A 25856-nucleotide genomic window follows, 5' to 3' on the forward strand; every position below is an offset into this window, starting at 1 on the left:
CCAAGACCCCCGTCGAACGTCCCCCAAGACGTTCCGGCATCGCCCCATTAGACCCACTGAGGGGCCCGATGGTTACGTTGTCAACAGTGTGATCTGCGTCTCCTGTGAAGGAAGTGTGTGCAGAGTGAGGAGAATGGCCTCAGCGGAAGGATCGCAGTCGCAGGCTGTTCGTCACCACGAAAACCGAGGAGAAAGCCATCGCTGCCCCCGCGATCATCGGGTTGAGCAGGCCGGCCGCGGCGAGCGGCAGCGCCGCCACGTTGTAGCCGAAGGCCCAGAACAGGTTGCCCTTGATGGTGCCGAGGGTGCGGCGCGAGAGCCGGATCGCGTCCGCCGCGACCCGCAGGTCCCCGCGCACCAGGGTCAGGTCGCTCGCCTCGATGGCGGCGTCCGTACCGGTGCCCATGGCCAGGCCCAGGTCGGCTTGGGCGAGCGCGGCCGCGTCGTTGACGCCGTCGCCGACCATGGCGACCGTACGCCCCTCGGCCTGCAGGCGGCGTACGACGTCGGCCTTGTCCTGGGGGAGCACCTCGGCGATCACCTCGTCGATGCCCACCTCACGGGCCACCGTCTCGGCCACGGCCCGGTTGTCACCGGTCAGCAGGACCGGCGTGAGGCCCAGCGCCCGCAGCCGGGAGACCGCCTCCGCGCTGGTGTCCTTCACCGCGTCGGCCACCGTCAGGACCCCGCGCGCCGCACCGTCCCAGGCCACCAGGACGGCGGTGCTGCCCTCGGCCTCCGAGGCCGCCTTGGCCTCGGCGAGCCCCTCCGGCAGGGGCATCGACCAGTCCTCGAGCAGCCGGGGGCGACCCACCAGGACGGCGTGGCCCTCCACGACGCCCTGGACGCCGAGCCCGGCGAGGTTCTCGAAGGACTCCGGGACCGGCAGCGCGCCGGCCCGCTCGGCCGCCCCGGAGGCGATGGCCCGGGCGATCGGGTGCTCGGAGGCGTGCTCCAGGGAGCCGGCCAGGCGCAGCAGCTCCGCCTCGTCCGTGCCATCGGCGGGGTGGACGCCGACCAGGGCCATCCGGCCCGTGGTGACCGTCCCGGTCTTGTCGAGGACGACCGTGTCGACGCGGCGGGTGGACTCCAGCACCTCGGGTCCCTTGATCAGGATGCCCAGCTGGGCGCCGCGCCCGGTACCGACCATCAGCGCGGTCGGGGTGGCGAGGCCCAGGGCGCAGGGGCAGGCGATGATCAGGACGGCCACGGCGGCGGTGAAGGCGGCGGTGGCGTCGTCGGTCAGCAGCAGCCAGGTGACCCAGGTGCCGAGGGCCAGGAGCAGGACGACGGGGACGAAGATCCCGGAGATCCGGTCGGCGAGCCGCTGCACCTCGGCCTTGCCGTTCTGCGCGTCCTCGACGAGCTTGGCCATGCGGGCCAGCTGGGTGTCGGCGCCGATCCGGGTGGCCTCGACGACGAGGCGGCCGGAGGTGTTGACGGTGGCGCCGGTGACGGCGTCGCCGACGCCCGTGTCCACCGGGACCGACTCGCCGGTCAGCATGGAGGCGTCCACGGCGGAGCTGCCCTCGACGACCGTGCCGTCGGTGGCGATCTTCTCGCCGGGGCGGACGACGAACCGGTCGCCGACCGCGAGGGCGCTCACGGGGATCCGCACCTCCCGGCCGCCGCGCAGCACGGCGACGTCCTTGGCGCCGAGCTCCATCAGGGCCCTCAGCGCGGCGCCCGCCTTCCGCTTCGAGCGGGCCTCCAGGTATCGGCCGAGCAGGATGAAGCTGACGACGCCGGCGGCGACCTCCAGGTAGACGGTGGAGGCGCCGTCGGCGCGGGAGACCGTGAGGTCGAAGCCGTGGCGCATGCCGGGCATGCCGGCGTGGCCGAAGAACAGGGCCCACAAGGACCAGGTGAAGGCGGCGAGCGTGCCGACGGAGACCAGGGTGTCCATGGTGGCGGCGCCGTGCCGGGCGTTGGTCCAGGCGGCCCGGTGGAAGGGCAGCGCGCCCCAGACGACCACGGGGGCGGCGAGGGTGAGCGAGAGCCACTGCCAGTTGTCGAACTGGAGGGCCGGGACCATGGCGAGCAGGACGACGGGCAGGGAGAGCGCGGCGGAGACCAGCAGCCGCTGGCGCAGGGCGGCCGTCTCGGGGTCCGTAGCCCGCTTCGGGGCCTCTGCTTCCGCTTCCGCTTCGGCCTCGGGCAGCGGGGTCGGCGCAGGGGGCTCCTCGGCGGTGTACCCGGTCTTGACGACGGTGGCGATCAGATCGGCCACCGAGGTGCCGGGGCCGTAGGAGACCCGCGCCTTCTCGGTGGCGTAGTTCACCGTGGCGCTGACGCCGTCCATCCGGTTGAGCTTCTTCTCGATGCGGGCCGCGCAGGAGGCGCAGGTCATCCCACCGACCGTCAGCTCGACCTCGGTGGTGCCGGCGGGCGCCGCCGCTATGGGTCCGTCGTGCACCGTACTGCTGCTCGTACTCGTGCTCATGCTCATGATCCGGCTCCAAGGGGGGTCCGGGCCGTACGGATCCAGTATGAGCTGGAGGTACGGCCCGGTCGGGTGCTGCTGTGCAGGTGCGGGAAGTGCGTCAGGGGTGCTCGAAGTACTCGGGAGCCCTGCCGCGGAGGCCTTGGGCCTCAGGCGCGGCCGGTCAACTCGTAACCGGCCTCGTCGACGGCGGCGCGGACGTCCTCGTCCGCGAGCGGCGCCGCGGAGACCACGGTGACCTCGCCGGTCGCGGCGACGGCCTTGACCGAGGTGACGCCCGGCAGGGCGGAGAGCTCGGTGGTCACCGCGCCCTCGCAGTGGCCGCAGGTCATGCCCGTCACCCGGTAGACGGTGGTGGTCCGGGTGTCCGTCTCGGCGGTCATGTCGTTCTCCTCTTCGAAGGTGCGTCCGGTGCTGCCGGAAGGGGTGTGGCAGCGGGGCTGTCACTCCACCGTCCTCCCGACACTCCGAGACTATACCCCTAGGGGGTATGAATGCGAGAGGTGCCGGCGATTTCCCGGTGCGGCGGTCCGGTACGACGGACCCCGCCCGGGTGATCCCGGACGGGGCGGTGGGGGAGGGGCGCGGGCGGCCGGGTCAGTCGCCGCGGCGCCGGTTGCCGGGGCGGCGGGCCGCCCACGCCCGGATCGTGTCGGCGAGCCAGTAGGGCTTGCCGCCCTCCACGTGGTCGGGTGCGGGAAGCAGTCCGTGCTTGCGGTACGAGCGGACCGAGTCCGGCTTGACCCGGATGTGGGCGGCGATCTCCTTGTACGACCACAGCTGTCCGTCGCTCATCGACGACACCTCCTCGTCCACGTGGCGGGCCGGCCGGAAGGCCGTCGGGGGGAGCCGGCGCGTGGACACAGACGATCACTCGGTTGGTGCCCGGACAACGACGCGGTGCGGGGGCGGGGGAGGGCTTGTCGAATGCCTGTGACGAAAAGATGGCCTCATGCGGACATACCTGAGCCGCGGGGGATTCCTGTGACGAGTGGGGCACCCGGGGGCGCCCCACCCCGCGGCTCAGCGGTACAGGGCCGGCCGCTCCACCAGCTCCACCGGGGTACGGGCCCCACTGCGCGACGCGGCCACCCCGGCCTCGCAGACGGCCGCCGCCGCGTAGCCGTCCCACGCATCGGGCCCGTCGACCCCGCCCCGGGCGGCCGCGGCCACCCACCGCCGCAACTGGCGGTCGTACGCGTCGGCGAAGCGGACGGTGAAGTCCTGCGGGATCGCGCCGGACCGGGCGCCCGCCCGCCGGAGGGTCATCGCCCGCACCTCGCCGATGGAGGCGCTGCCCGACTCGCCCACCGCCTCGCACCGGACCTCGTAGCCGAAGCCGCAGTTGACGAAGACCTCCACGTCGACGAGGGTCCCGCCGGAGGTCTCCATCAGGACGAACCGGGGATCGTGCAGCTCCGCCGGGGCCGCCGACGTCGGCGGCGGGGAGAACACCGACACCGCGGTGATCTCCTGCCCCAGCAGCCAGCGGGTCGCGTCGACCTCGTGTACCAGGGAGTCGTTGATCAGGCTGTCGCTGGTGAAGAAGGGCAGGGAGGTGGCGTTGCGGTGCCGGCAGTGCAGGAACAGGGGCCGACCGATCCCGCCCGCGTCCAGCAGCTCCTTGAGCTCCTCGTACTCCGTGTCGTGCCGCCTCATGAACCCCACCTGCACCAGGCGCCGGCCCAGCCGCTGCTCGGCCTCCATCACGCGCAGCGCCCCCGCGGTGTCCGGCGTCATCGGCTTCTCACAGAGCACCGGCAGCCTCCGCTCCAGGGCCAGCCCGATGGCCTCCTCGTGCGCGGCCCCGGGCGAGGCGATCAGGACGGCCTGCACCCCGGGCGCGGCGACCGCGGCGGCGGCGTCCGTGTGGGCGCTCACCCCGTCCAGGCCGGCCGCGACCTCCTTGGCCCGGTCCCCGTCCGGGTCGGCCACGGCGACCACCCGGGCCCCGCCGACCGTCCGCCCGATCCGGCGGACGTGGTCGGAGCCCATCTTCCCGGTCCCGATGACGGCGATGCCGAGCGTGCTCATGTCGTTTCCCTCCAGGCGGGCGGTCAGCGGTCAGTGGTCGGCTGTCGGACTGCCGGGGCCCTGCGGTCAACGGGCGCCGCAGGAGCGCAGGTAGGCGCGGGTGCGGCGGGCGATCGGCAGCGGGCGGTCGGGCGGGCAGGGGTACATGTCCTGCTCCACGATGGCGAAGAGGTCCACACCGAGCCGCTGGGCGGCCGCGAGCACGGGCTCCAGCGCGGGCACGCCCGCCGGCGGTTCGCACATCACGCCCCGGGCGACGGCCGGGCCGAACGGCAGCTCCTGCGCGACGACTTCGGCCAGGATCCGCGGGTCGACCTGCTTCAGGTGCAGGTAGCCGATCCGCTCGCCGAACGTCTCGATCGCCCGGACGCTGTCGCCGCCGCAGTATGCGTAGTGCCCGGTGTCCAGGCAGAGGGAGACCAGGTCGGGGTCGGTGGCGTCCAGGAAGCGGGCCACGTTCGCGGCGGTGTCGACGTGCGTGTCGGCGTGCGGGTGGACCACGATCCGCAATCCGTACCGCTCCCGCACCTCCCGGCCCAGCCGTTCGGTCTGCGCGGTCAGTTCGCGCCATTGCCCGGCAGTGAGTTCCCGGTCCTCCAGCACCTTGCCGGTCTTGTCGTCCCGCCAGAAGGACGGGATGACGACCAGGTGCTCCGCGCCCATGGCCCCGGTCAGTGCGGCGATCCGCGACACGTGCTCCCAGGTCTCCTCCCACACGGCGGGCCCGTGATGGAGTCCGGTGAAGACGGTGCCCGCGCTGACGCGCAGGCCCCGCCTCGCGGTCTCGTCGGCGAGCCGGGCGGGATCGGTGGGGAGGTAGCCGTACGGGCCGAGCTCGATCCACTCGTACCCGGCCCCGGCGACCTCGTCGAGGAAGCGGTTCCACGGGGTCTGCTGCGGATCTTCGGGAAACCAGACACCCCACGAGTCCGGAGCCGAACCGATGCGGATACGGGTCAACGCGGGCGGGGAGGACGTCATGACGGCCACCTTAGGGTGCGAGACGAGTGGGAGGACTTGACTGTGACCACAGCCGGGGATGTCGTTTTCGACCTCATCACGATGGGGCGGATCGGGGTGGATCTCTACCCGCTCAGAACGGGCGTACCGCTGGCGGAGGCGGACACCTTCGGGAAGTTCCTGGGCGGCTCGCCCGCCAACGTGGCCGTCGCCGCCGCACGGCTCGGCCGGCGCGCCGCGCTGATCAGCCGGACCGGCGCGGACCCCTTCGGGGCGTACCTGCGGGCCGAGCTGCGGCGGTTCGGGGTCGACGACCGCTGGCTGAGCGAAGTGGCCGCGTACCCGACCCCGCTGACGTTCTGCGAGGTGTTCCCGCCCGATCACTTCCCGCTGTACTTCTACCGCCTGCCCAAGGCGCCGGACCTGGAGATCGCGGCCGACGAACTCGACCCCGCCGCACTGCGGGCGGCCCGCGTGTTCTGGATGACGGGCACGGGCCTGAGCGCGCAGCCGAGCCGGGCCGCGACGCTGGCCGCCCTCGAAGCCCGGGCCAAGGCCGGGATCACCGTCTTCGACCTGGACTGGCGGCCCATGCTGTGGGAGGAGGACCCGGCGAAGCCCTACGCGCAGGCCCTGGGCCTGGCCACGGTGGCCGTCGGCAACACGCAGGAGTGCGAGGTCGCGACCGGGGAGTCCGACCCGTACGCGGCGGCCCGGGCGCTGCTGGCGGCCGGGGTCGAACTCGCCGTCGTCAAGCGGGGTCCGGACGGCGTCCTGGCCGTGCACCGCGACGGGACCGTGGCCGAGGCCCCACCCCTGGAGGTGGAGGTGGTCAACGGGCTGGGCGCGGGCGACGCCTTCGGCGGCGCGCTGTGCCACGGCCTGCTGGAGGGCTGGGAGCTGCCCCGGGTGCTCCGGTACGCGAACGCGGCCGGGGCGATCGTCGCCTCCCGGCTGGCGTGCTCCTCGGCCATGCCGTTCCCCGCCGAGATCGAGGAGCTGCTCGGATGACCCTGGTCGAGCACGCGCTGCCGCACGCACGGCTGCGCATCCTGTCCCTCGAACCCGGCGGGACGTACGAGCACGAGGCGGGGGAGTGCGAGTGGATCGTCCTGCCGCTGGCCGGCCCGGCGGCGGTCCGCTGCACCTCGCCGGAGCCGGACGCGGAGTCGGGCGGCGGGGCGGGCGCGGAGCCGGACCCGGAGTCGGGGTCGGGCCCGCGCGACGGCGGGGGCGGCGGCACCAGCACGTTCCAGCTGCGCGGCCGCGCCAGCGTCTTCGACGAGGTCAGCGACTTCGCCTACCTGCCGCGCGACAGCCGCAGCAGCATCACCGCCCCGCGGGGAGGCCGGTTCGCGCTGGCCGGCGCCGTGTGCGAGCGGGTGCTGCCCGCCCGCTACGGTCCCGCCGGCGGCGTCCCCGTCGAACTGCGCGGCGCCGGCCGCTGCTCCCGCCAGGTCAACAACTTCGCCGCCGCCGACGCCTTCGCCTGCGACCGGCTCATCGCGGTCGAGGTGCTCACCCCCGGCGGCAACTGGTCCTCGTACCCGCCGCACAAGCACGACGAGCACGACCCCGGCCGGGAGTCCCGCCTGGAGGAGGTCTACTACTACGAGATCGCCCCGCACGGGGACACGCCCGGCTTCGGGTACCAGCGTGTCAGCCCCTCCCCGGCGGGGAAGACCGACGTCCTCGCCGAGGTGCGGACCGGTGACGCGGTCCTCATCCCGGACGGCTGGCACGGGCCGTCCATCGCCGCCCCCGGACACGACATGTACTACCTCAACGTGATGGCCGGACCGGACCGGGCCCGGGAGTGGCTGATCCGGGACCACCCCGACCACGCCTGGATCCGCGACACCTGGCCCGGCCAGGACGTGGACCCCCGGCTGCCCTTCCACCGAGCGGAGGACCCGACCCGATGAGGCTCACCGTCGCCCAGGCCCTCGTCCGCTTCCTCACCCGCCAGTACACCGAGCGGGACGGCCGCCGCCGGCGGCTGGTCGCGGCCACCTGGGGGATCTTCGGACACGGCAACGTCGCCGGCATCGGCCAGGCCCTCCTGGAGACCGGCCGGTCGGACATGCCCTTCATCCAGGGCCGCAACGAGCAGGCCATGGTGCACGCCGCCGTCGGCTACGCCCGCCACAGCGGCCGGCTCTCCGCGCACGCCGTCACCACCTCCATCGGCCCGGGCGCCACCAACCTGGTCACCGGCGCCGCCCTCGCCACCATCAACCGGATCCCCGTCCTCCTGCTGCCCGGCGACACCTTCGCCACCCGGCCCGCCGACCCCGTGCTCCAGCAGCTCGAAGTGCCCCACGCGGGCGACGTCTCCGTCAACGACGCCCTGCGGCCGGTCTCCCGCCACTTCGACCGGGTCACCCGCCCCGAGGCCCTCGTCCCGGCCGCCCTCCAGGCCATGCGGGTCCTCGCCGACCCCGTGCAGACCGGCGCCGTGACCCTGGCCCTGCCGCAGGACGTCCAGACCGAGGCCTACGACTGGCCCGAGGAGTTCTTCGCCGAGCGGGTGTGGACCGTACGCCGGCCCCGGCCCGGAACCGCCGAGCTGCGGGCCGCCGCCGAGGCCGTCCGCGCCGCCCGCCGCCCCCTGCTGATCGCCGGCGGCGGCATCCACCACAGCGCCGCCGAGGACGCCCTGCGCGCATTCGCCGAGGCCACCGGCATCCCCGTCGCCGCCACCCAGGCAGGCAAGGGCGCGCTGCGCCACGACCACCCGGCCGAGGTCGGAGCCGTCGGCCACACCGGCACCGCCACCGCCGACGACCTCGCGCGCGCCGCCGACCTGGTCATCGCCGCCGGCACCCGGCTCACCGACTTCACCACCGCCTCCTCCACCCTCTTCCAGGACCCCGGGGTCCGCTTCCTCGGCCTCAACCTCGACCCGTACGACGCCCACAAACAGGCCGCGCTGCCCCTCGTCGGCGACGCCCGCGAAACCCTGGACGCGCTGCGCGCCGAGCTCGCCGGCCACCGGGTGGACCCCGCCTACGAGCAGACCTACCGCAAGGCCAAGACCTCCTGGGAGGCCCTCGTCGACCAGGCCTTCCACGCCCCCGACGACACGGCCCGCCCCACCCAGGCACAGGTACTCGGCGCCCTCGACGCCCTGGTCGACGACACCGACGTGGTCATCAACGCGGCCGGGTCGCTCCCCGGCGACCTGCACAAGCTCTGGCGGGCCCGCTCCCCGCACCAGTACCACGTCGAGTACGGCTACTCCTGCATGGGCTACGAGATCCCGGCCGCCCTCGGCGTCGCCCTCGCCGACCCCGACCGGCCCGTGTGGGCGCTCGTCGGCGACGGCTCGTACCTGATGAACCCCACCGAGATCGTCACCGCGGTGCAGGAGAGGGTCCCGATCAAGGTGGTCGTCCTCGACAACCACGGCTACGCCTCCATCGGCGGCCTCTCCGACGCCGTGGGCGGGGAGGGGTTCGGGACCGCGTACCGCTTCCGGGCGGACGACGGCTCGTACACGGGACCACCCCTGCCGGTGGACCTGGCGGCCAACGCCGCCTCCCTCGGAATGGCCGTGATCCGCGCCCACACCATCGGTGACCTGCGCAAAGCCCTCGCCGAGGCGCGGGAGGCCGACCGTCCCACATGTGTCTACGCACAGACCCGAACACCCGACACTGTGTCGGGCCCGCCCCCGGCACAGGCGTGGTGGGATGTTCCTGTGGCCGAGACCGCGACCCGTGCGGCAGCGGTCCGGGCCCGCGAGGAGTACGACCGGCAAGCCGCTCAGCGACGTCGCCATCTGTGAAGGAGCAAAGGCAATGAAGACCGTCAACCACTGGATCGGTGGCAAGACCGTCGAGGGCGCGTCGGGCAACTACGGCCCGGTCACCGACCCCGCCACCGGCGAGGTCACCACGCAGGTCGCCCTCGCCTCCACGGCCGAGGTCGACGCGGCCGTACGGGTCGCCAAGGAGGCCTTCGAGACGTGGGGCCAGTCCTCGCTGGCCGCCCGCACCAAGGTGCTCTTCGCCTACCGGGCGCTGCTCGACGCGCACCGCGACGAGATCGCCGAGCTGATCACCGCCGAGCACGGCAAGGTCCACTCGGACGCCCTCGGGGAGGTCGCGCGCGGCCTGGAGATCGTCGAACTGGCCTGCGGGATCACCACCCAGCTCAAGGGCGAGCTGTCGACGTCCGTGTCGAACCGGGTCGACGTCGCCGCCATCCGCCAGCCGATCGGCGTGGTCGCCGGCATCACCCCCTTCAACTTCCCGGCGATGGTGCCGATGTGGATGTTCCCGCTGGCCGTCGCCTGCGGCAACACCTTCGTCCTCAAGCCGAGCGAGAAGGACCCGTCGGCCGCGAACAAGCTGGCCGAGCTGGCCAGGGAGGCCGGCCTGCCGGACGGCGTGCTGAACGTGGTGCACGGCGACAAGGTCGCCGTCGACGCCCTGCTGGAGCACCCGGACGTGGCGGCCGTGTCCTTCGTCGGCTCCACCCCCATCGCCCGCTACATCCACACCACCGCGTCCGCCAACGGCAAGCGCGTCCAGGCCCTGGGCGGTGCCAAGAACCACATGCTGGTGCTGCCCGACGCCGACCTGGACGCGGCCGCCGACGCCGCGGTCTCGGCCGCCTACGGCTCGGCCGGCGAGCGCTGCATGGCGATCTCCGCGGTCGTGGCCGTCGGCGCCATCGGCGACGCCCTCGTCGAGAAGATCCGCGAGCGCGCCGAGAAGATCAAGATCGGCCCGGGCAACGACCCCACGTCCGAGATGGGCCCGCTGATCACGGCCGCCCACCGCGACAAGGTCGCCTCGTACGTCAAGGGCGCCGCCGACCAGGGCGCCGAGGTCGTCCTCGACGGCACCGGCCACACGGTCGACGGCTACGAGAACGGCCACTGGATCGGCCTGTCCCTGCTCGACCACGTCCGCACCGACTCCGACGCCTACCGCGACGAGATCTTCGGCCCGGTCCTGTGCGTGCTGCGCACCGAGACCTACGAGGAGGGCGTGGCCCTCATCAACGCCTCGCCGTTCGGCAACGGCACCGCGATCTTCACCCGGGACGGCGGCGCCGCCCGCCGCTTCCAGCTGGAGATCCAGGCGGGCATGGTCGGCGTCAACGTGCCGATCCCGGTGCCGGTGGGCTACCACTCCTTCGGCGGGTGGAAGGACTCCCTCTTCGGCGACCACCACATCTACGGCAACGACGGCATCCACTTCTACACCCGGGGCAAGGTCGTCACGACCCGCTGGCCCGACCCGTCCGAGGCCCCGGTCGGCGTGGACCTCGGCTTCCCCCGCAACCACTGACCGGCCGGCGGGCGGGCCCCCGACCCGCCCGCTGACCCGCAGGACCCCCGCGGGAGCCCCGGCCGCCCTCACGGCCGGGGTTCCCGCGGTTCAGGGGGTCGGGGCCAGGTCCGGGGCGGGATCGGCGTCGGTGCCGGTGTCGCTGTCCGGAGCGGATGCGCCGCGGCGGCGGTGCAGGGCGCGGGCGGTGACGGCCCCGGCCGCGAGCAGCAGGAGCAGGGCGAGCGCCGGCCACGGCACGGCGGTGAACCGTACGACGGACTCCGCGGCCAGGTCCGGGTAGGCAGCCGCCCCCGCGGAGACCCGTACGGTGACCCGGTCCGACTGCGGTGCGTCCGGCCACGGCTCGGCCAGCTCGATGCGTTGCCCCGGCAGCAGCACCAGCCGCTGCTCGCGGGCCGGCCGGTCCAGCAGGGTGCGGCCGAACAGGCCCTCGGCCCTGACCGCCACCCGCGGCTCGACCACCACGTTGCCGCGGTTGACCAGGGTGTACGAGACGGTGGCGCGGGCCTCGCCGACCCACGGCAGCAGTGGTGCGGACCGCCGCACCCGTACGTCCTCCACGCTCAGCCCGGGCGCCAGCGGCCCCGGCACGCGGAAGTACAGCCGGGCGCCGACCTGCCGCTTGACCCCCACCTGCACCCTGCCGTCCTGCTGGACGCCCTCCACCTCGGTGCCGAGCGCCACGATGCCGCCGACGTGGTCGCCGGGAGCGGCGTCCTGCGGGACCCGCACGGTGAACGGGACGTCCAGGCGGCCCCGGGCCGGCACGGTCACGGTGGTCGCGGCCTGCGGGGCCAGCGCGACCCACGCGCCGACGTCCTGCGGTGCGCGGTCCACCGGCAGCAGGGCGAAGGCCCCGCCGAGCGGGGTGTTCACGGCGTCGGTGGCGAAGAGCCGGAACGTCCGCTCCCGGTCGGAGGAGTTCACGACCGTCACGCTGTCGCTGACGGTGGTGCCCGCCGCCCCCTGGTGGAAGAAGTAGGCGCGGTCGGTCATCGCGGCGCCGGCCGGCGGTGTCGGGAACACCCCCCAGGTGCCGTTGTCCGCGGCCGCGGCCGGGTGGGCGCCGGCGGTGGGCAGCAGCAGCGCCGCCAGCAGGGCCAGCAGGCCGAGGAGCGGGAGGCGGCGCGGGCCGGGCGGAGTCGTACGGGTGGGGCGGCGCATGGGCTCTCCCGTCGGCGGCGGCGTCGGCGTCGGAGGGGGATGTCGGACGGGGGTGCACGGGACGTGCGGGAAACGGGGGGTGGTGCGGCGCTCGCGGCGCCGCACCACCCCGGGCCGGCCGGGTCCTGCGGGCCCTTGCCGGGTCAGGCGATCGAGAACGTGACGACCGTCTGGTAGGTGTCGGCGAACATGAACGGCGGGAGCTGGATCATCCCGGCGCCGCCGACGGCGAACTCACCGCCGGTCAGTTCCTCCCCGCCGGCCGCCTGCGAGGCCACCTTCATCGGCGTGTCGGTGATCGAGCCCGGCGCGCCCGCGGTGCAGGTGCTCGGGCTGTCCGGGTTCGTCACGGTGCAGGACGGCTGGATGCCGAGCTGCGCCCTCGCCATCGAGTGGCCGGTCGTCTGGTTCAGGAACGGCGTACGGGTCGCCGTCACGTCCCAGCCGAGCGTGCCGCCGCGGAAGTCCTGGACGGTCGCGGCGTTGAAGACGCCGACCACCGACTGTGACCTGCCGTTGATGGTGACGGAGGGGAAGGAGACGGCCGGCTGGCCGTCCTTGGGGCCGAGTGCGAGCGCGCCGGGGAGGACCTCGATGTCGATCGGGTTCTTGACGCCCGCCTGCTCCTCCAGGAACACGAAGGACTTGTACGGCGTGACCGAGCCGTCGATCCGGAGGGCGTCGGCCTTCCTGGTGACGGTGACGTTGCAGGTCGCGGCGCCCGACGCGTCCGCCGTACCGGTGCCGGTGTCGCCGGTCGGCGCGCCCGCCAGCAGCGCGGAGCAGGTGACCGGGCCCGCCGGGAAGTTGGCGCCGTTCACGACGACCGCGGTACCGGCCTTGCCGCTGTTCGGCGTCAGCCTGGTGGTGACCGGGTCCTTGGGCAGGGCCTCGACGGCGACCGAGCCGACGGCGGCGCTCGGCCGGGGCGCCGGGGTGCACGTCGTGGTGAAGACCGAGCCGCTCAGGTCGGCGTCGGTGACGGCCAGGTCGAGCTTGACGTCGACCGTGGTCCCCTCGGTGCCGTCGGGGATCTTGACGGTCCCGGAGAACGGCTTGGGGTCGAGCGGGGTGCCGGCCACGACGCTGACGGTCTCCGGCGGACTGGTGACCACCTGCGTGGTGGCCCCGACCTTCAGGGTGATCTTGGTGGTGTTCACCGTGGTCACGGAGAAGCCGGGGATCAGCGGGCTCGCACCCGGGTCGATGGTGACGGGCACGACATCGCCGGCCTTGGCGGTGTCCGGCAGGGTGACCGTGTAGTTCTGGGTGCCCGAACCGTCCGGCTGCGGCGCCGGAGCGTCGCAGTTCTCGAAGACGGGGGTGGTCCTGGTCGCCGCCTGTGCCGTGCCGGCCAGGCCGACCGCGCCGCCCGCCAGAGCCAGGGACAGCGCGCCCACCCCGGCCAGCACTCTTCGTCGGAACGTTGTACTCACTGGGTCGCGACTCCTTCGTCAGACGAACCCCTCCCCCCACCCGCTGTGGGGAGGAGGCCGAGCCGGTGCGGTGGCCGACATTGACGCGTCGCGGTCATGAGAAGTCAATGACTTCCTTTCGCCCGAAACACACAGAAATTGATGTCTCATCAGTTTCGGCGCGATGCCGGCGTGCTGCCCATGCGGTGCCGGCGTGCTGCCCATGCGGTGCCGGTGGCCCGTGTGGTGCGCGGGGCGGCTCAGCCGGCTGCCGGAACGTTCAGCAGCAGGTCGGAGGTGCCGGCCGGGACTCCGGTGATCCGGCCGCGCACGGCCCCGCGCAGCAGCGCGTCGGCCACCGCGGCCGGGGTCCTCACCGTGCCGCCCGCGAGCCCTTCGGCGAGGAGCAGCGCGGCGACGCCGGCCACGTGCGGGGCGGCCATGGAGGTGCCGGAGGCGCGGGCGAGCGAGGTGGGGGAGTCCTTCCAGGCGGACACCACGGACACGCCGGGTGCGGACAGGTCCACGCAGGAGCCGTAGTCGGAGAACGGGGCCCACCGGTCGGCGGAGTCCGTCGCCCCCACGGTCAGGGCGGCGGACGCCCCCGAGGGGGATCCGGCGCAGGCGTTCGAGGCGGAGTTCCCGGCGGCCGCGGTGAACGTGATCCCGGCGGCCACCGCCCGGGCGACGGCCGCGTCGAGGGCGTAGCTGCGGGAGCCGCCCATGCTCATGTTGGCGACGGCCGGGGTCCTCGGGGCCTTCGCCGCGTCCCTCACCAGCCACTCCAGACCGCCGAGGATGGCCGAGAGGGTCGCGTCCCCACGGCAGTTGGCCACCTTCACCGCGACCAGTGCGACCTCCTTCGCGACCCCGTACACCTTGCCGCCCAGCGTCCCCGCGACATGCGTGCCGTGGCCGTTGCAGTCGGCCGAGCCCTCCAGGAAGACCCCGTTGTAGCCGGTCCGGGCCCGGCCCCCGAACTCCTCGTGGAGCGTGTTGATCCCGCTGTCCACGACGTACGCGGTGACGCCCCGACCCGTGCCGCGGTACGTGTACGAGCCGTCCGCCGGCAGGTCCGGCTGGTCGATCCGGTCCAGCGGCCAGGGCGCCGGGCTCTGCGTCCCGCTGATCCGGAACTCGGCGTCCTGCTCCACCGAGGCCACCCGCGGATCGGCCGCCAGGGCAGCGGCCCGCGCGGCGGTGGTGCGCACGGCGAAGCCGCTGAGCGCGGTGTCGTACACGGCCCTGACCTCGTCGCCGGCGTCCGCGGCCTCGGCGGCCAGGGCGCGGGCGGCCGCGGCGCGGGAGGTGCCGTCCTTCAGGACCACGACGAAGGCGGCGCGGGCACCGCTACCGGCGCCGGCATGCGCGGGCGCGGACGCGGCTGCGGGGTGCGGGGGCAGGGCGGTGACCGCCGCCAGCAGGGCGGCGGCCGGGAGCAGGGCGGTGAATGCGGTCATGCGCCGATGCTCGGCCAGACGGGGGCGCGGCGCGCGGAGTGTGCGCCGACTGGCGGCACGACACGCCGCCGGGGGAGTCAGTCCGACAGGGGCCAGCCGCGCATGGCGAAGACGCCCTCGTCACGGCCGCCGGCGGCGGAGTAGGTGGCCAGGGCGGCCTCGTTGTCGGTGTCGACGCCCACCCACATGCCGTAGCAGCCGCGTGCCTTGGCCTCGTCGGCGAGCGCCTCGGTCAGGGCCCGGCCGATCCCGCGCCGACGGTAGCCCTCGTCGACGGAGAGCTCGTACAGGCACATCTCGGAGCCCTTGTCCGGGTGGTTCATCTCGACCCCGGTGACCATGCCGGCGGGCACGTCGTCGACGTACGCGATGAGCATCAGGTGTCCCGGCGCTGAGAGGAAGCGCTCGGACCGGTCGAGGCGGACGGGGCCGTCGAAGAGGCCCTCCGCGGCCTGGAGTTCGGCGACGGTGCGCGCGGGGCGGATGTCCATGGCCGTCACGATAACGGCCCGTGCGGGGAACGGGCCGTTGCCGCAGCCGCGGCGTGGCGGCCCGCCGGGACGGGCTTCGGCGCCGGCCGGTTCGGTGTGGCGGGCCGGGGCAGGACCGGACCGGGGTCGGTCTCCCGTCAGGCGGGCGTGCGGACGGCGAGGGCCGCCGCGTACGCGTCCGGGGCGGGGAGGTCCTTCAGTCGCCAGCCCGGGACCTCCGCCGGGGCGGGGCCGCTGCCCACGTAGGGCTCGGCCACCCCGCGGGCCAGCCCGGTGCCGATGCCCTTGAGACAGGCCTCCTTGCGGGCCCACAGCCGGGCCAGCAGCGCCTGCCGCTCCGCCTCGGGCACGCCCGTCAGCTCCGCCGTCTCCGCCGGGTGCAGCGTCCCCAGGATGTCCGCCACCGCCGCGGGGCTCGGGTACCCCTCCACGTCGACACCGACGGGCACCGCCGCGAAGGCCAGGTACGCCAGGTCGTCGCTGTGCGAGAGCGAGAACTGCACGCCGCCGCCCGCCACCGCGGGCCGGCCGTGCGGCGCGCCGCAGCACGGGCACTCCTCCCGGACCAGGGCGACCTCCTGCGGGGCCAGACCCAGGTAGCCGCCCAGCAGCACGCGCAACGCGACGTGCGAGACGAGGTACCGGTGGCGGTCGCGGGGCCGCAGGAACCGGCCGCACCGGTCCCGTTCACCCTGGTCGAGGAGCGACAGGCCCTCCTCGACGGGGTGCCCGCCGACCACGTCGAGGGTGGTGTCGAGGGACCACACCGCCACGCCCTCCCCCGCGGGCGGCTCGCCGGTGCGTGGCGCATCCCCGCCGAGCCGGTTCACGTACGTACTCACCCGATGAGAGTAGACGAGGTGCGCACCATCCCGGTTAGGGTCGGCCATCCGACGATCAAGGGAGCGCCAGAGTGCGAAGTGCCGCCGTCACACCGGAAGACGACCGGATCCGCTGGGTCGAACTGCCCGGCGCGGAGCCTGCCCGGGTCTACGTGCACGGGCTCGGGGCGACCTCGCCCGCCTACTTCACGGCGAGCGCCTTCCACCCGCTGCTGGCCGGGCGGCGCTCGCTGCTGGTCGACCTTCTCGGACACGGGCACAGCGACCGCCCCGAGCAGTTCCCGTACACCCTCGAAGCGCACGCCGACGCCCTCGCCGCCGCCCTCGACGCGGCCGGTGTCGCCGGCGCCGAGCTGATAGCCCACAGCATGGGCGGAGCCGTCGCCATCGTCCTCGCCCACCGGCACCCCCGGCTGGTCTCCCGGCTTGTTCTCGTCGACGCCAACCTGGACCCCGTCCCGGTCGTTCCCCGGACCAACGGCAGCAGCGGTATCGCCTCCTACACCGAGGAGGAGTTCCTGGCCGGCGGCTGGGCCGAGGTGCGCGACCGGGTGGGCGCGCACTGGTGGTCCACGATGCGGCTCGCCGGACGCACCGCCCTGTACCGCTCCGCCGTCCACCTCGCGGCGGGCACGACCCCGACCATGCGGGAACTCCTGCTCGAACTGAAGGTGCCGCGCACCTACCTGCTGCCCGAGGCGGACGGCCCCCTCGCCGGGACCGAGGAGCTGGAGGCCGCCGGCGTCACCGTGGTTCCCGTCCCGGACTGCGGGCACAACATCATGCTCGACAACCCGGAGGGCTTCGCCCGGGCCACCGCGGCCGCGCTCACGCCCTGACGCCCTGGAGCGCCCGTGCGCTAGCGGGCCGCAGTGCCGACCGCAGCCGGGACGGGCGCCTTCGCCCCGGGCGCCTTCGCCCCGGGGGAGAGGGTCCCGTCGGTCCAGGCGTAGACACGCTTGCCGCGCACGCTCACCTGGTACTGGTGGACGTCCCGGCACTCGGGCTGCTCCTCGACCCGGGTACCGCGCGGCCACCACCGGGCGTCCAGCACCCGCCCGTGCAGCCGCTTCGGCACGCCGGTGGTGCACTGCGGCCCGTTCAGGGGGGTCGCCCCCAGCGTGAAGCGGATCAGCCGGGCCTCGCCGGTGCGGCGCGCCCGTATGCGTATGTCCGTGGCGTCCTTCGGCACCCACGACGGCAGTGCCAGCGCAGACGCAGACGCGGCCGGCGTGCCCCGCGAGTGCCCGCCGGGCGCGGGCGCGGGGGTGGCGGTGACGGGAGCCTCCGCGGCGGTCGCGTACCGCCTGCTCTTCTCCTCGAACACCTGGTCGTTGATCGAGTCGGTCACGGGGTTGGGCGGGAGGTGCGGCAGCGCGAAGGCTGCCGTGGCGAGGACTCCCACGGTGGCGGCGGCGATGACGAGGGGACGGCGCTTCATATGACCCAGTGTCGGGAGGATGTGCGAGGGGCGCGTCCCTCCGCAGGACGAACGTCGGCTCTGCCTGAGGTCTGATGCCGAGTGGTACCTGAGGACTGGTCCGACTACGGCGCCCGGCCCCTCCGACCCGGCGCGTGCCGTCCCACGCGCCCCCGACCCCACCCTCCCTCCCCCGCTCAGCCCGTCCGACACCCGCGGCCGCGAGCTCCGTTATAGGCGTCGTGGGGATCGGCGAAACGGCCCCCTCCGCACCTGGGGCCCGTCCCCGCCGCCGGAGTTGCCCGGGGCGGTCTCCCCGAGTTCCGTCCTGGAGGAACCCATGCGCCGCCGTCCCGCTCCCGTCCTCGCCTCCGCGACCGCGGCCATGGCCGGTGTCCTCGTCTTCGCGGCGCCCGCGTCGGCCGCGCCGGCCGACAAGCCGCAGGTGCTGTGAGCAGCTGGACCCAGACCAGCGCCACCAGCTACCACGCCTGGACCGCGGGGCGCGCCGACCAGAGCCGCTGGGCGGCGTACGGCTTCGACTGGTCGACGGACTACTGCTCCTCCTCGCCCGACAACCCCTTCGGCTTCCCCTTCCAGGCTGCGTGCGCCCGCCACGACTTCGGCTACCGCAACTACAAGGCGGCGGGCGCCTTCCCGGCCAACAAGTCCCGTCTCGACGAGGCCCTCCACGCCGACCTGATGCGGGTCTGCGCCGCGTACGCGGGCGCCAGGAGGACCTCCTGCGACGGCACCGCCTGGACCTACTACCAGGCCGTCAAGGCCTTCGGTGTCTCCCCCCGACCACGTCCCTCCCCGTGACCACCGGTCCCGCCCGTCCCCCCGGCGGGCGGGACCGGTGGCGTCACCCGGCCTCCGGCCGGACCGCCAGGCTCAGGTCCACCACGTAGTGCTCCTCGACCCAGCCTGCCGGGAACTGCTCCAGCAGCAGCTCCCGTTCGGCGGCGAGGAAGGCGTCCGTGCCGGGTGCGCCGATCAGGAACAGGGAGTGGGTGGACAGCTTGGCGAGGTGTGCGTCGACCGGGATGCGCCGCGACCAGCGCAGCAGGCGCGTGGTGAACTCCAGGCCGCCCTGCGGGCGGGCGCGTTCGTTGAGGTACCAGCCCGGCCCGAAGGCCGCCTCGATCCGCTCCTGCTGGCCGGCGATCCACGCGACCTCGACGTCCGGGTCGTTCGAGAACACGGTCAGCGCCCCGCCGGGCCGCAGGACGCGCAGCGCCTCGGGCCCCGAGCGGGAAGGGTCGGTCCAGTGCCAGGACTGCGCGTACGTCAGCAGATCGAGGGAACCCGACGCGAACGGCAGCCGGTTGCCGTCCCCGCGGACGAGCTGCACCTCCGGGTGGCGGCGGTGCAGCTCGGCGGCCATGCCCGCGCCGGGCTCGACCGCCACCACCCGGGCGCCCCGGGCCCGGAGGAGGGCGGTCGCGATGCCGGTCCCGGCGCCGACGTCGGCGACGCGGGCACCGGCCAGCCGGAACCCGGCGAGGTCCTCCACCGCGTCGAGGAGCGCGGGCGGATAGGCGGGCCGGTGGTCGCCGTAGCGCGTGGCCGCGGAACTGAACGAGCGTGCGCGGGATGCGTCCGATGCGTCCGTCATGGCACCCATCGTCGGCCGTCGGACGCCCGCGGCGTCAACACCGCGCTGCCGCACCGGACTCCGCTGCCCCACCGGGCGGGTCCGGACCGGGTGCGGAGCTTGTACGGTCGCCTCCACGCGGGCGGACACCGAGGCGAGGGCGGACGACGCGGCGAAGGCGGCGAGGACGGAGGGGATCGGGCGTGGTGGCACGGTACGTCGCGGACCTGGTCGGGGCGTTGGAGCGGTACGGGCCCCGGCCCGCGCTCGGGGCGGGCGGCGCGGTGCTGGACTTCTCCGGGCTGCTGGACCTCGTGTACCGGCTGGCGGGCGAGCTGGCGGACCGCGGGGTCGGCCGCGGCACCGGGCTGGCCTGCGTCTTCGGCGGCAACCGGCCGGAGGTGGTGCAGGTCCGGCTGGCGGCGCACCTGCTGGGCGCGCGGCTGACCCAGGTGGTCGCGGACGCGTACACGGTCGGCGTGGACTTCGTCCTGCGCGACTGCCGCCCCGGCCTCGTCGTGCACGACGTGCCCGTCCCGGACACGGGCGTGCCCCGGCTGGGCCTGGACGGGCTGCTGCGGGCCGCGGCCGGGCGGGAGGCGGCGCCGCTGCCGGTGGCCGCGCGGGAGGACGACATCGCCCGGGTGACGTACACGGGCGGTACGACCGGGGTGCCGAAGGGCGTGGCGTCCACCTTCCGGGCCCTCGCCGCCCGCTCCGACGGCCGCGCGGGCCGCGAGGCCGACCGGCCCGGCCCGGGCGGTGGCCGACCCGGTGGGGGCAGCGGCCCCGCCGCCGAAACCGAGGCCCCTCCGGCGTACGTATCCGTCACCTCGCTCGCCCACCGCGCCGGCGGACGCTGCCTGGAGCAGCTCCGCTCCGGCGGTCGGACCGAGATCCTGACGCCGTTCGAGCCCGGCGCCTTCGCGGCCGTCTGCCGGCGGCTGGGGCCCGTGGCCACGTACCTGATGCCCGGCATGGTGTACCGGCTGCTGGACGATCCGGCGACCGCCGACGGCATCCCCGGGCTGAGCGTCATCTCGTACGGCGCCGCCCCGATCCTGCCCGAGCGGCTGCGGGAGGCGGTCACCCGCTGGGGCGGCCGCTGGCAGCAGGGCTACGGGATGAACGAGTCCGCGGTGATCTGCCGCCTCACCGCCGCCGACCACGAAGCCGCCGTCACCGACCGGCCCGGCCTGCTCTCCTCGGTGGGGCGCCCGGCGGCAGGCGCGCAGGTCGAGGTGCGCGACCCGGCCGGGCGGCCGCTGCCCGCGGGGCGGACGGGCGAGGTGTGGACGCGGTCCGCGGCGATGATGACCGGCTACTGGGGGCGGCCCGATCTCACGGCCGCCGCGATCCGGGACGGCTGGCTGCGCACCGGCGACCTGGGGCACCTCGACCCGGACGGCTACCTGCACCTCGACGACCGGATCGCCGACGCGGTGATGGTCGACGGGGACAACGTCCACACCCTGCCGGTGGAGGCAGCCCTGGCCCGGCATCCCGCGGTCGCCCGGGCGGCCGTTGTGGGCCGCCCCAGCCCCCGTACGGGCGAGGAGGTGTGCGCCTTCCTGGTCCCGGCGCCCGGCCGCATCCCCGACGCCGCGGCGGCGGCCGAGGCCTGCGACCTGGTGGAGCGGACCCTCGCACCGGCCTACCGCCCCACAACGGTGTTCTGGCGCGAGGAGATCCCCCTGACCCCGCAGGGCAAACCGGATAAACGCCTCCTGCGCGCCCAGGCGGCGACCCCCTGAGGGCGTCCGTTTCCGGCCATTCCCACCCCACCGCACGATCCGTGCGGACGAGGGCGCCGGGCGTGCCCGGGGGACGGCGGGGGCCGGCGCCGCCACCCACACGCACGAAGGCCCTCCCCGAAGGGAGGGCCCCGAAATGATGAACCGAAGAGCGCCCCCGGCAGGACTCGAACCTGCGGCCAAGTGCTTAGAAGGCACCTGCTCTATCCACTGAGCTACGGGGGCCGGAAGGTGGCCGTGGTGGCCTGGAGCCCCGGGGTGGGGGTGGGACTGTCGTCCGTGCCGGGTCAAGGATAGGGCTCCGGTCGCCTTGTCCCGGTTGCTTCACCCGCGTGCCACGATGTGGAGGTTCGGTGAAGCGGTCCCGATAATCGCAGGCAGGTGCGATTCTCGCACCGCTTTTGCGCCGCGGCGCCCTGGGTGTTGTGCACTCGTTATGCCTGTGCCCCACTCCTTCTGCTCTGACCGGAAGGTCCCTCTGGAGTCGCGGTCGGCGCGCAGAGGGTTTATAAGCTTCAAAAATGGTCCCAAAGCGGGCATTCTTCGCATGTGGTGACCTTGGATGTTCGGCCCCAGCTGCTCGTTGCCCTGTCCGCCCTGCGCGACCGGGTCGCGTCCGTGCGTCTGCCGCTGCCCCTGCCCGGCGCCGAGCGCGCCCGGCAGACCAGAGCCGAGCTGCTCGCGCAGCTCGACGACTACCTCGTACCGCGGCTGAAGTCGCCCGAGGCGCCGCTGCTCGCCGTCGTCGGCGGCTCCACCGGAGCCGGTAAGTCCACCCTCGTCAACTCCCTCGTCGGCCGCCAGGTGAGCGAAGCCGGCGTGCTGCGGCCGACCACCCGCGTCCCCGTCCTCGTCTGCCACCCGGACGACCACCACTGGTTCGCCGGCATGCGGGTGCTGCCCGACCTGCTGAGGGTCTGGGCGCCGCCCGGGGACGACGAGCCCGCCCGCACCGCCGGGAGGCCCGCCACCGGGCGCCCCGGGGCCCGCGCCACCGCCACCGCCTCCGCCCCCGGGGCGCGGGAGCTGCGGATCGAGACCGTCACCGGGCTGCCGCGCGGCCTCGCCCTCCTCGACGCCCCCGACGTCGACTCCCTCGTCGTCGAGAACCGGGTCCTCGCGGCCCAGCTGATCTGCGCCGCCGACGTCTGGGTGATGGTCACCACCGCCTCGCGGTACGCCGATGCCGTGCCCTGGCACCTGCTGCGCACCGCCAAGCAGTACAGGGCCACCCTCGTCACCGTCCTCGACCGGGTCCCGCACCAGGTGCTCGCCGAGGTCTCGCGGCAGTACGCGGCCCTGCTCACCCGGGCCGGGCTCGGCGACGTGCCCCGCTTCACCGTGCCCGAGCTCCCCGAGTCGGCCGGCGGGGGCGGGCTGCTGCCGGCCAGTGCCGTCGCACCGCTCGGCGCCTGGCTCGCCCACCACGTCCAGGACCCGGCCGCCCGCCAGTACGCCGTCAGCCGCACCGCGTTCGGCGCGCTGGACTCGCTGCGGCGCCGGATGCCGGAGCTGGCCTCCGCCGTCGCCGCCCAGTACGCCGCCGCCGTACGGCTCACCACGGCGGTGGAGGACGCGTACCGGCAGGAGGGCAAGCGGGTCCGGGCCCGGCTCGACCAGGGCGCCGTACTCGCCGGGGACGCGCTGACCCGGTGGCGCGGCTACCCGCTCGACACCACGGCCGACGAACTGCTCGACTCGCTGGCCGAGTCCCTGTCCGCACTGCTGCAGTGCGCGGTCGCCGCCGCCGACGAGCGGATCGCCGAGGTCTGGCGGCGCGAACCGGCCGCCGGGGCCGTACCGCTGCCGGGGCCCGACCGGGAAGCGGCGGAACGCATCGGCGTGGCGGTCCGGCGCTGGCGGCGGGTAGTGGAGGAACTCGCCGAGGAGGAGGTCGGCCGGCTCGACCGGCAGCCCCCGCCCGACCCCGAGGCCGTCGCCGCCCTGCTGGTGGCCTCCCTCCTCGGCGGCAAGCGGGCCCGGCCCGCCGGCGAGAAGCTCGTCGAGCGGGTCGGCGCGCAGGCCGCCGTACGGCTGCGCGACCGGGGCGGCGAGCTCGTCGCGGACCACCTGGAAGAGGTGCTGCGCGCCGAACGGGACCGGCGGCTGGCCCCGCTGGAGGCGCTCGAGGTGAGCCCCGAGCCGCAGGCGGAGCTGATCGCCGCGCTGTCCGTACTGCAGAAGGAGAGGTGACGCGGTGAGCGCCTTGGCAGACCGCGCCGAAGACCGCTGGGACGACGGCCTCATCGCACGCTCGCGCCGCCCGCGGGCCATCGGCGACGGCAGCTTCGACGACGGGATGGACGGCATCGACGGAATGCACGGCATCGACGGCATGGACGACATCGACGGCATGAACGGGCTCGACAGGTTGGCCGGGCGCGACCGGCGCGACCGGATCGACCGGATCGGCCGCATCGACCGGATCGACCGGCTTGATCGGCCCGACCGGACCGACGGGGAGGAGGACGGCTACGAGGGCGACGACGCGCTGGTCCGGGCCCTGTCCGGGGCCGGCGGCGACGGGGGCCGCACGCCCCCGCCCCCGTCCGGGCCCGACGCGCAGGCGCTGCGCACCCGGCTGGAGTCGCTGCGCCAGCTCGTCGCGCTCTCCCGGACCCGGCTCGACGGCAAGACCCTCGCCGAGGCCGGGCGGGTGCTGGACGAGGCCTCGGCGCGGCGCGGGCTGTCGTCGCAGCACACCGTCGTCGCCATCGCCGGAGCCACCGGGAGCGGCAAGTCCACGCTCTTCAACTCACTGGCCGGAGTGCAGATTTCCGAGACCGGGTTGCGCCGGCCGATGACCGCCGCCCCCATCGCCTGCAGTTGGTCCGACGGGGCCGCCGGACTGCTCGACCGGCTGGAGATCCCGGGACGGCTGCGCCGCCGTCCCCGCGAGACCTCCGAGACCGGGGCGCTGCGCGGGCTGGTCCTGGTGGACCTGCCCGACCTGGACTCCGCGGTCGGCGCGCACCGCGAGCACGTGGACCGGGTGCTGGCGCTGGTCGACGCGGTGGTGTGGGTCGTGGACCCGGAGAAGTACGCGGACGCGGTGCTCCACGAGCGGTACCTGCGCCCGCTGGCCGGGCACGCCGAGGTGACGTTCGTCGTGCTCAACCAGGTGGACCGGCTGCCCGGCGAGGCGGCCGACCTCGTCATGGACGACCTGCGGCGGCTGCTGGACGAGGACGGCATCGCGCTCGGCGAGCACGACGAGCCCGGCGCGACCGTCCTCGGGCTGTCCGCGCTCACCGGCGAGGGCGTCGGGGAACTCAGGGAGCTGCTCGCACAGTTCACCCAGGAGCGGGGCGCGGCCGCCCGAAGGATCGCCGCCGACGTGGACCGGGCCGCCGCGCGCCTGCGCCCGCTGTACGTGGCCGAAGGGCACCCGGGACCCGAGATCGGGGAGGGGGCCCGCGCCGAGTTCGAGGACCGCCTGGCCGAGGCGGTCGGGGCGTACGCGGCCGGGCTCGCCGCCGAGCGGGCCTGGCGGCGCAACGCCGGGAAGGCGTGCGGGACCCCGTGGCTGCGGCTGTGGCGTTGGTACGAGAACTGGCGGGCCCCGCGCAGCCTGTCGGGGCTGGCCGTCCTGGCCGCGATCGGCGGCACGGCCGGCGGGCGGGGTGGCGCGGGCGCGCAGCCGCCGGCCGAGGTGGAGGTGACCGCGCGCCAGCGCGTCGAGCAGGCCGTACGGGCCGTCGCCGACGCGGCGGCCTCCGGGCTGCCCGACCCCTGGGCGCAGGCCGTGCGGGAGACCGCCGTGCGCGGCGGCGAACAGCTGCCGGAGGCACTGGACGAGATCGCGGTGACGCTGGGGCCCGTCTCCGTGGCACCGGGCGGCAAACCGCCGCGGCCCGCGTGGTGGCCGGTGGCGGTGCTGGCGCAGGCGGCCATGACGCTGGTCCAGGTCTACGGGGGGCTGTGGCTCGTCGGGCAGATCGTCGGGGTCCTGGGGCCGAACCTGATGACGCCGGTGCTGCTGATGGCGTCGGGCATCGTCGGCGGGCCGCTGGTGGAGTGGGCCTGCTCGATCGCGGCCCGGGGGCCGGCGCGGCGGTACGGGCAGGAAGCGGAGCGGCGGCTGCGGCAGGCGGCCGCAGGCTGCGGGCGGGCCCGGGTGCTGGAGCCGGTGGCGGCGGAGCTGCTGCGCTACCGGGAGGTGCGGGAGCAGTACGGGGCGGTGGCGGAGTTGTCCACAACCCGTCAGTAGTCCACAGGGGCGAGCGGGTTCGGGCGGGGCGGTCCAGCATGGCGGTGGCCGGTGCGGAAGGTCCGCCCGGTGTGCACGGGTCCGCGCGGAGCGCACGGGTCCGCGCAGCACATGAGGGTCCGCGCGGTGCTGCGTGCGGACGCGGGGAGGGGACCGGGATGAACGACACCCTGGTGACGCTGATCGGCCACGTGGCCACGCAGATCGACTACAAGGAGACGGTCAACGGGCCGTCGGCCAGGTTCCGTTTCGCGGTGACACCACGGTATTTTGATCGCCGGAAGGACGCGTGGGCGGACGGGGCGACCAGTTTCTACACCGTGTGGGCCCGGCGCACGCTCGCGGTGAATCTGACCGGCTCCGTTTCGGTCGGTGAACCGCTGGTGGTGCACGGGCGGCTACGGGTGCGGGACGACCCGCCGGACGCCGAGGGGAACCGCTGGTTCTCGGCGGAGATCGACGCGACCGCCATCGGCCACGACCTCAACCGGGGGACGGCCGCGTTCCGGAGGGTCGTCAAGGCGGAGCCCGCACTGATGGCCACTCAGAAGGCGGCGGTGGTCTGAGTGTTCGAGGCGGCTAGGATTCCCCGGTACTCACGGGCACCTGGGTCATTGGCCCGAAGGGGAAGACTGTGTCGATTGGCGTTCCCGCATCCTCCGCTTCTGATTCCTCTCCTGCTTCGCTCACTGCTGCGCTGCATCCTGCGACGCCTCCGGCTGCCGGGCCGGCCGCCTTCGGCCCGGCCGCCTTCGGTTCC

The 25856-nt window shown here is 74.5% G+C and carries 21 protein-coding genes, 1 tRNA gene and 1 pseudogene; 10 read left to right on the plus strand and 13 right to left on the minus strand.

The annotated features are described in order from the left end of the window. Window positions 1-139: 139 nt before the first annotated feature. The 5 genes from ACSHWO_RS22005 to ACSHWO_RS22025 all read right to left on the minus strand — a co-directional run bounded on the left by ACSHWO_RS22005 (window position 140) and on the right by ACSHWO_RS22025 (window position 5458). Window positions 140-2449: a heavy metal translocating P-type ATPase gene (locus ACSHWO_RS22005; protein WP_438314061.1), complete on the minus strand. Its 2310-nt coding sequence runs from the start codon at window positions 2447-2449 to the stop codon at window positions 140-142. Between the two features lie 143 nt (window positions 2450-2592). Continuing rightward, window positions 2593-2826: a heavy-metal-associated domain-containing protein gene (locus ACSHWO_RS22010; RefSeq protein ID WP_361084328.1), complete on the minus strand. Its 234-nt coding sequence runs from the start codon at window positions 2824-2826 to the stop codon at window positions 2593-2595. Window positions 2827-3040: 214 nt separating this feature from the next. Continuing rightward, window positions 3041-3238 carry a helix-turn-helix transcriptional regulator gene (locus ACSHWO_RS22015; RefSeq protein ID WP_361084325.1) on the minus strand — a complete coding sequence of 66 codons (198 nt, stop codon included), beginning with the start codon at window positions 3236-3238 and terminating at the stop codon, window positions 3041-3043. Window positions 3239-3466: 228 nt separating this feature from the next. Beyond that, window positions 3467-4477 (minus strand): Gfo/Idh/MocA family protein, encoded by a 1011-nt coding sequence (locus ACSHWO_RS22020; protein WP_438314066.1) that lies wholly within the window; start codon window positions 4475-4477, stop codon window positions 3467-3469. Window positions 4478-4543: 66 nt separating this feature from the next. Then, complete coding sequence (locus tag ACSHWO_RS22025; protein ID WP_438314069.1) at window positions 4544-5458, minus strand: sugar phosphate isomerase/epimerase family protein; 915 nt, start codon at window positions 5456-5458, stop codon at window positions 4544-4546. 81 nt (window positions 5459-5539) lie between these two features. Between ACSHWO_RS22025 and iolC the strand changes: the two genes are divergently transcribed. The 4 genes from iolC to ACSHWO_RS22045 are packed head-to-tail and all read left to right on the plus strand — an operon-like array spanning window position 5540 to window position 10740. Then, window positions 5540-6448, plus strand: coding sequence for a 5-dehydro-2-deoxygluconokinase (gene iolC, locus ACSHWO_RS22030; RefSeq protein ID WP_385847914.1), 909 nt, complete (start codon window positions 5540-5542; stop codon window positions 6446-6448). Next, window positions 6445-7362 carry a 5-deoxy-glucuronate isomerase gene (iolB, locus tag ACSHWO_RS22035; RefSeq protein ID WP_438314072.1) on the plus strand — a complete coding sequence of 306 codons (918 nt, stop codon included), beginning with the start codon at window positions 6445-6447 and terminating at the stop codon, window positions 7360-7362. The genes iolC and iolB overlap by 4 nt, the downstream gene beginning before the upstream one ends. Further along, on the plus strand, window positions 7359-9227 hold the full coding sequence (gene iolD, locus ACSHWO_RS22040; protein WP_438314075.1) for a 3D-(3,5/4)-trihydroxycyclohexane-1,2-dione acylhydrolase (decyclizing): 1869 nt from the start codon (window positions 7359-7361) through the stop codon (window positions 9225-9227). Before iolB ends, iolD begins: the two co-directional genes overlap by 4 nt. Before the next feature lie 13 nt (window positions 9228-9240). Further along, on the plus strand, window positions 9241-10740 hold the full coding sequence (locus ACSHWO_RS22045; protein ID WP_385847866.1) for a CoA-acylating methylmalonate-semialdehyde dehydrogenase: 1500 nt from the start codon (window positions 9241-9243) through the stop codon (window positions 10738-10740). A gap of 90 nt (window positions 10741-10830) precedes the next feature. Here ACSHWO_RS22045 and ACSHWO_RS22050 read toward each other — a convergent pair whose 3' ends face one another. The 5 genes from ACSHWO_RS22050 to ACSHWO_RS22070 form a co-directional block, all read right to left on the minus strand. Further along, window positions 10831-11907: a WxL protein peptidoglycan domain-containing protein gene (locus tag ACSHWO_RS22050; protein WP_438314079.1), complete on the minus strand. Its 1077-nt coding sequence runs from the start codon at window positions 11905-11907 to the stop codon at window positions 10831-10833. Between the two features lie 143 nt (window positions 11908-12050). After that, window positions 12051-13343 (minus strand): hypothetical protein, encoded by a 1293-nt coding sequence (locus ACSHWO_RS22055; protein WP_438314082.1) that lies wholly within the window; start codon window positions 13341-13343, stop codon window positions 12051-12053. Between the two features lie 239 nt (window positions 13344-13582). Continuing rightward, window positions 13583-14782 carry a S8 family peptidase gene (locus tag ACSHWO_RS22060; RefSeq protein ID WP_438314085.1) on the minus strand — a complete coding sequence of 400 codons (1200 nt, stop codon included), beginning with the start codon at window positions 14780-14782 and terminating at the stop codon, window positions 13583-13585. 77 nt (window positions 14783-14859) lie between these two features. Then, a complete protein-coding gene (locus ACSHWO_RS22065; protein WP_361084298.1) occupies window positions 14860-15273 on the minus strand; it encodes a GNAT family N-acetyltransferase in 414 nt (137 codons plus the stop codon). 137 nt (window positions 15274-15410) lie between these two features. After that, window positions 15411-16115 carry a 4'-phosphopantetheinyl transferase family protein gene (locus ACSHWO_RS22070; RefSeq protein ID WP_438314088.1) on the minus strand — a complete coding sequence of 235 codons (705 nt, stop codon included), beginning with the start codon at window positions 16113-16115 and terminating at the stop codon, window positions 15411-15413. 71 nt (window positions 16116-16186) lie between these two features. Here ACSHWO_RS22070 and ACSHWO_RS22075 point away from each other — a divergent pair, with 71 nt between their 5' ends. Further along, window positions 16187-16954 (plus strand): alpha/beta fold hydrolase, encoded by a 768-nt coding sequence (locus ACSHWO_RS22075; RefSeq protein WP_438314091.1) that lies wholly within the window; start codon window positions 16187-16189, stop codon window positions 16952-16954. A 20-nt stretch (window positions 16955-16974) separates the two neighbouring features. Here ACSHWO_RS22075 and ACSHWO_RS22080 read toward each other — a convergent pair whose 3' ends face one another. Continuing rightward, the gene (locus tag ACSHWO_RS22080; protein WP_438314094.1) at window positions 16975-17556 is read right to left on the minus strand and encodes a hypothetical protein; all 582 of its coding nucleotides are present in this window, start codon (window positions 17554-17556) and stop codon (window positions 16975-16977) included. A 319-nt stretch (window positions 17557-17875) separates the two neighbouring features. On the opposite strand from ACSHWO_RS22080, the pseudogene ACSHWO_RS22085 reads away from it, so the two are divergent. Continuing rightward, window positions 17876-18357: pseudogene (locus ACSHWO_RS22085) on the plus strand (phospholipase). 43 nt (window positions 18358-18400) lie between these two features. On the opposite strand, the gene ACSHWO_RS22090 reads toward ACSHWO_RS22085, so the two are convergent. Continuing rightward, complete coding sequence (locus ACSHWO_RS22090; protein ID WP_438314097.1) at window positions 18401-19153, minus strand: class I SAM-dependent methyltransferase; 753 nt, start codon at window positions 19151-19153, stop codon at window positions 18401-18403. A 182-nt stretch (window positions 19154-19335) separates the two neighbouring features. Here ACSHWO_RS22090 and ACSHWO_RS22095 point away from each other — a divergent pair, with 182 nt between their 5' ends. Then, window positions 19336-20886, plus strand: coding sequence for an AMP-binding protein (locus tag ACSHWO_RS22095; protein ID WP_438314100.1), 1551 nt, complete (start codon window positions 19336-19338; stop codon window positions 20884-20886). 152 nt (window positions 20887-21038) lie between these two features. Here the strand turns inward: ACSHWO_RS22095 and ACSHWO_RS22100 are convergent. After that, window positions 21039-21111, minus strand: a tRNA-Arg gene (locus ACSHWO_RS22100). 333 nt (window positions 21112-21444) lie between these two features. On the opposite strand from ACSHWO_RS22100, the gene ACSHWO_RS22105 reads away from it, so the two are divergent. The 3 genes from ACSHWO_RS22105 (at window position 21445) to ACSHWO_RS22115 (ending at window position 25662) form a co-directional block, all read left to right on the plus strand. Continuing rightward, entirely contained in the window at window positions 21445-23079 is a 1635-nt protein-coding gene (locus tag ACSHWO_RS22105; protein ID WP_438319218.1) for a dynamin family protein, read from the plus strand. A gap of 4 nt (window positions 23080-23083) precedes the next feature. Beyond that, entirely contained in the window at window positions 23084-25096 is a 2013-nt protein-coding gene (locus tag ACSHWO_RS22110) for a GTPase (protein ID WP_438314103.1), read from the plus strand. A gap of 158 nt (window positions 25097-25254) precedes the next feature. Beyond that, entirely contained in the window at window positions 25255-25662 is a 408-nt protein-coding gene (locus ACSHWO_RS22115; protein WP_361084277.1) for a single-stranded DNA-binding protein, read from the plus strand. Window positions 25663-25856 lie beyond the last annotated feature (194 nt).

Source organism: Streptomyces pallidus (ex Mingjun et al. 2026) (assembly GCF_051550185.1).
Classification (GTDB): domain Bacteria; phylum Actinomycetota; class Actinomycetes; order Streptomycetales; family Streptomycetaceae; genus Streptomyces.

Coding starts and splice junctions, on each gene's coding strand:
- ACSHWO_RS22050 (WP_438314079.1), bottom strand. CDS start 11,907: ATGCGCCGCCCCACCCGTACGACTCCGCCCGGCCCGCGCCGCCTCCCG.
- ACSHWO_RS22010 (WP_361084328.1), bottom strand. CDS start 2,826: ATGACCGCCGAGACGGACACCCGGACCACCACCGTCTACCGGGTGACG.
- ACSHWO_RS22015 (WP_361084325.1), bottom strand. CDS start 3,238: ATGAGCGACGGACAGCTGTGGTCGTACAAGGAGATCGCCGCCCACATC.
- ACSHWO_RS22005 (WP_438314061.1), bottom strand. CDS start 2,449: ATGAGCATGAGCACGAGTACGAGCAGCAGTACGGTGCACGACGGACCC.
- ACSHWO_RS22090 (WP_438314097.1), bottom strand. CDS start 19,153: ATGACGGACGCATCGGACGCATCCCGCGCACGCTCGTTCAGTTCCGCG.
- ACSHWO_RS22115 (WP_361084277.1), top strand. CDS start 25,255: ATGAACGACACCCTGGTGACGCTGATCGGCCACGTGGCCACGCAGATC.
- ACSHWO_RS22045 (WP_385847866.1), top strand. CDS start 9,241: ATGAAGACCGTCAACCACTGGATCGGTGGCAAGACCGTCGAGGGCGCG.
- iolC (WP_385847914.1), top strand. CDS start 5,540: ATGGGGCGGATCGGGGTGGATCTCTACCCGCTCAGAACGGGCGTACCG.
- iolD (WP_438314075.1), top strand. CDS start 7,359: ATGAGGCTCACCGTCGCCCAGGCCCTCGTCCGCTTCCTCACCCGCCAG.
- ACSHWO_RS22065 (WP_361084298.1), bottom strand. CDS start 15,273: ATGGACATCCGCCCCGCGCGCACCGTCGCCGAACTCCAGGCCGCGGAG.
- iolB (WP_438314072.1), top strand. CDS start 6,445: ATGACCCTGGTCGAGCACGCGCTGCCGCACGCACGGCTGCGCATCCTG.
- ACSHWO_RS22060 (WP_438314085.1), bottom strand. CDS start 14,782: ATGACCGCATTCACCGCCCTGCTCCCGGCCGCCGCCCTGCTGGCGGCG.
- ACSHWO_RS22025 (WP_438314069.1), bottom strand. CDS start 5,458: ATGACGTCCTCCCCGCCCGCGTTGACCCGTATCCGCATCGGTTCGGCT.
- ACSHWO_RS22020 (WP_438314066.1), bottom strand. CDS start 4,477: ATGAGCACGCTCGGCATCGCCGTCATCGGGACCGGGAAGATGGGCTCC.
- ACSHWO_RS22080 (WP_438314094.1), bottom strand. CDS start 17,556: ATGAAGCGCCGTCCCCTCGTCATCGCCGCCGCCACCGTGGGAGTCCTC.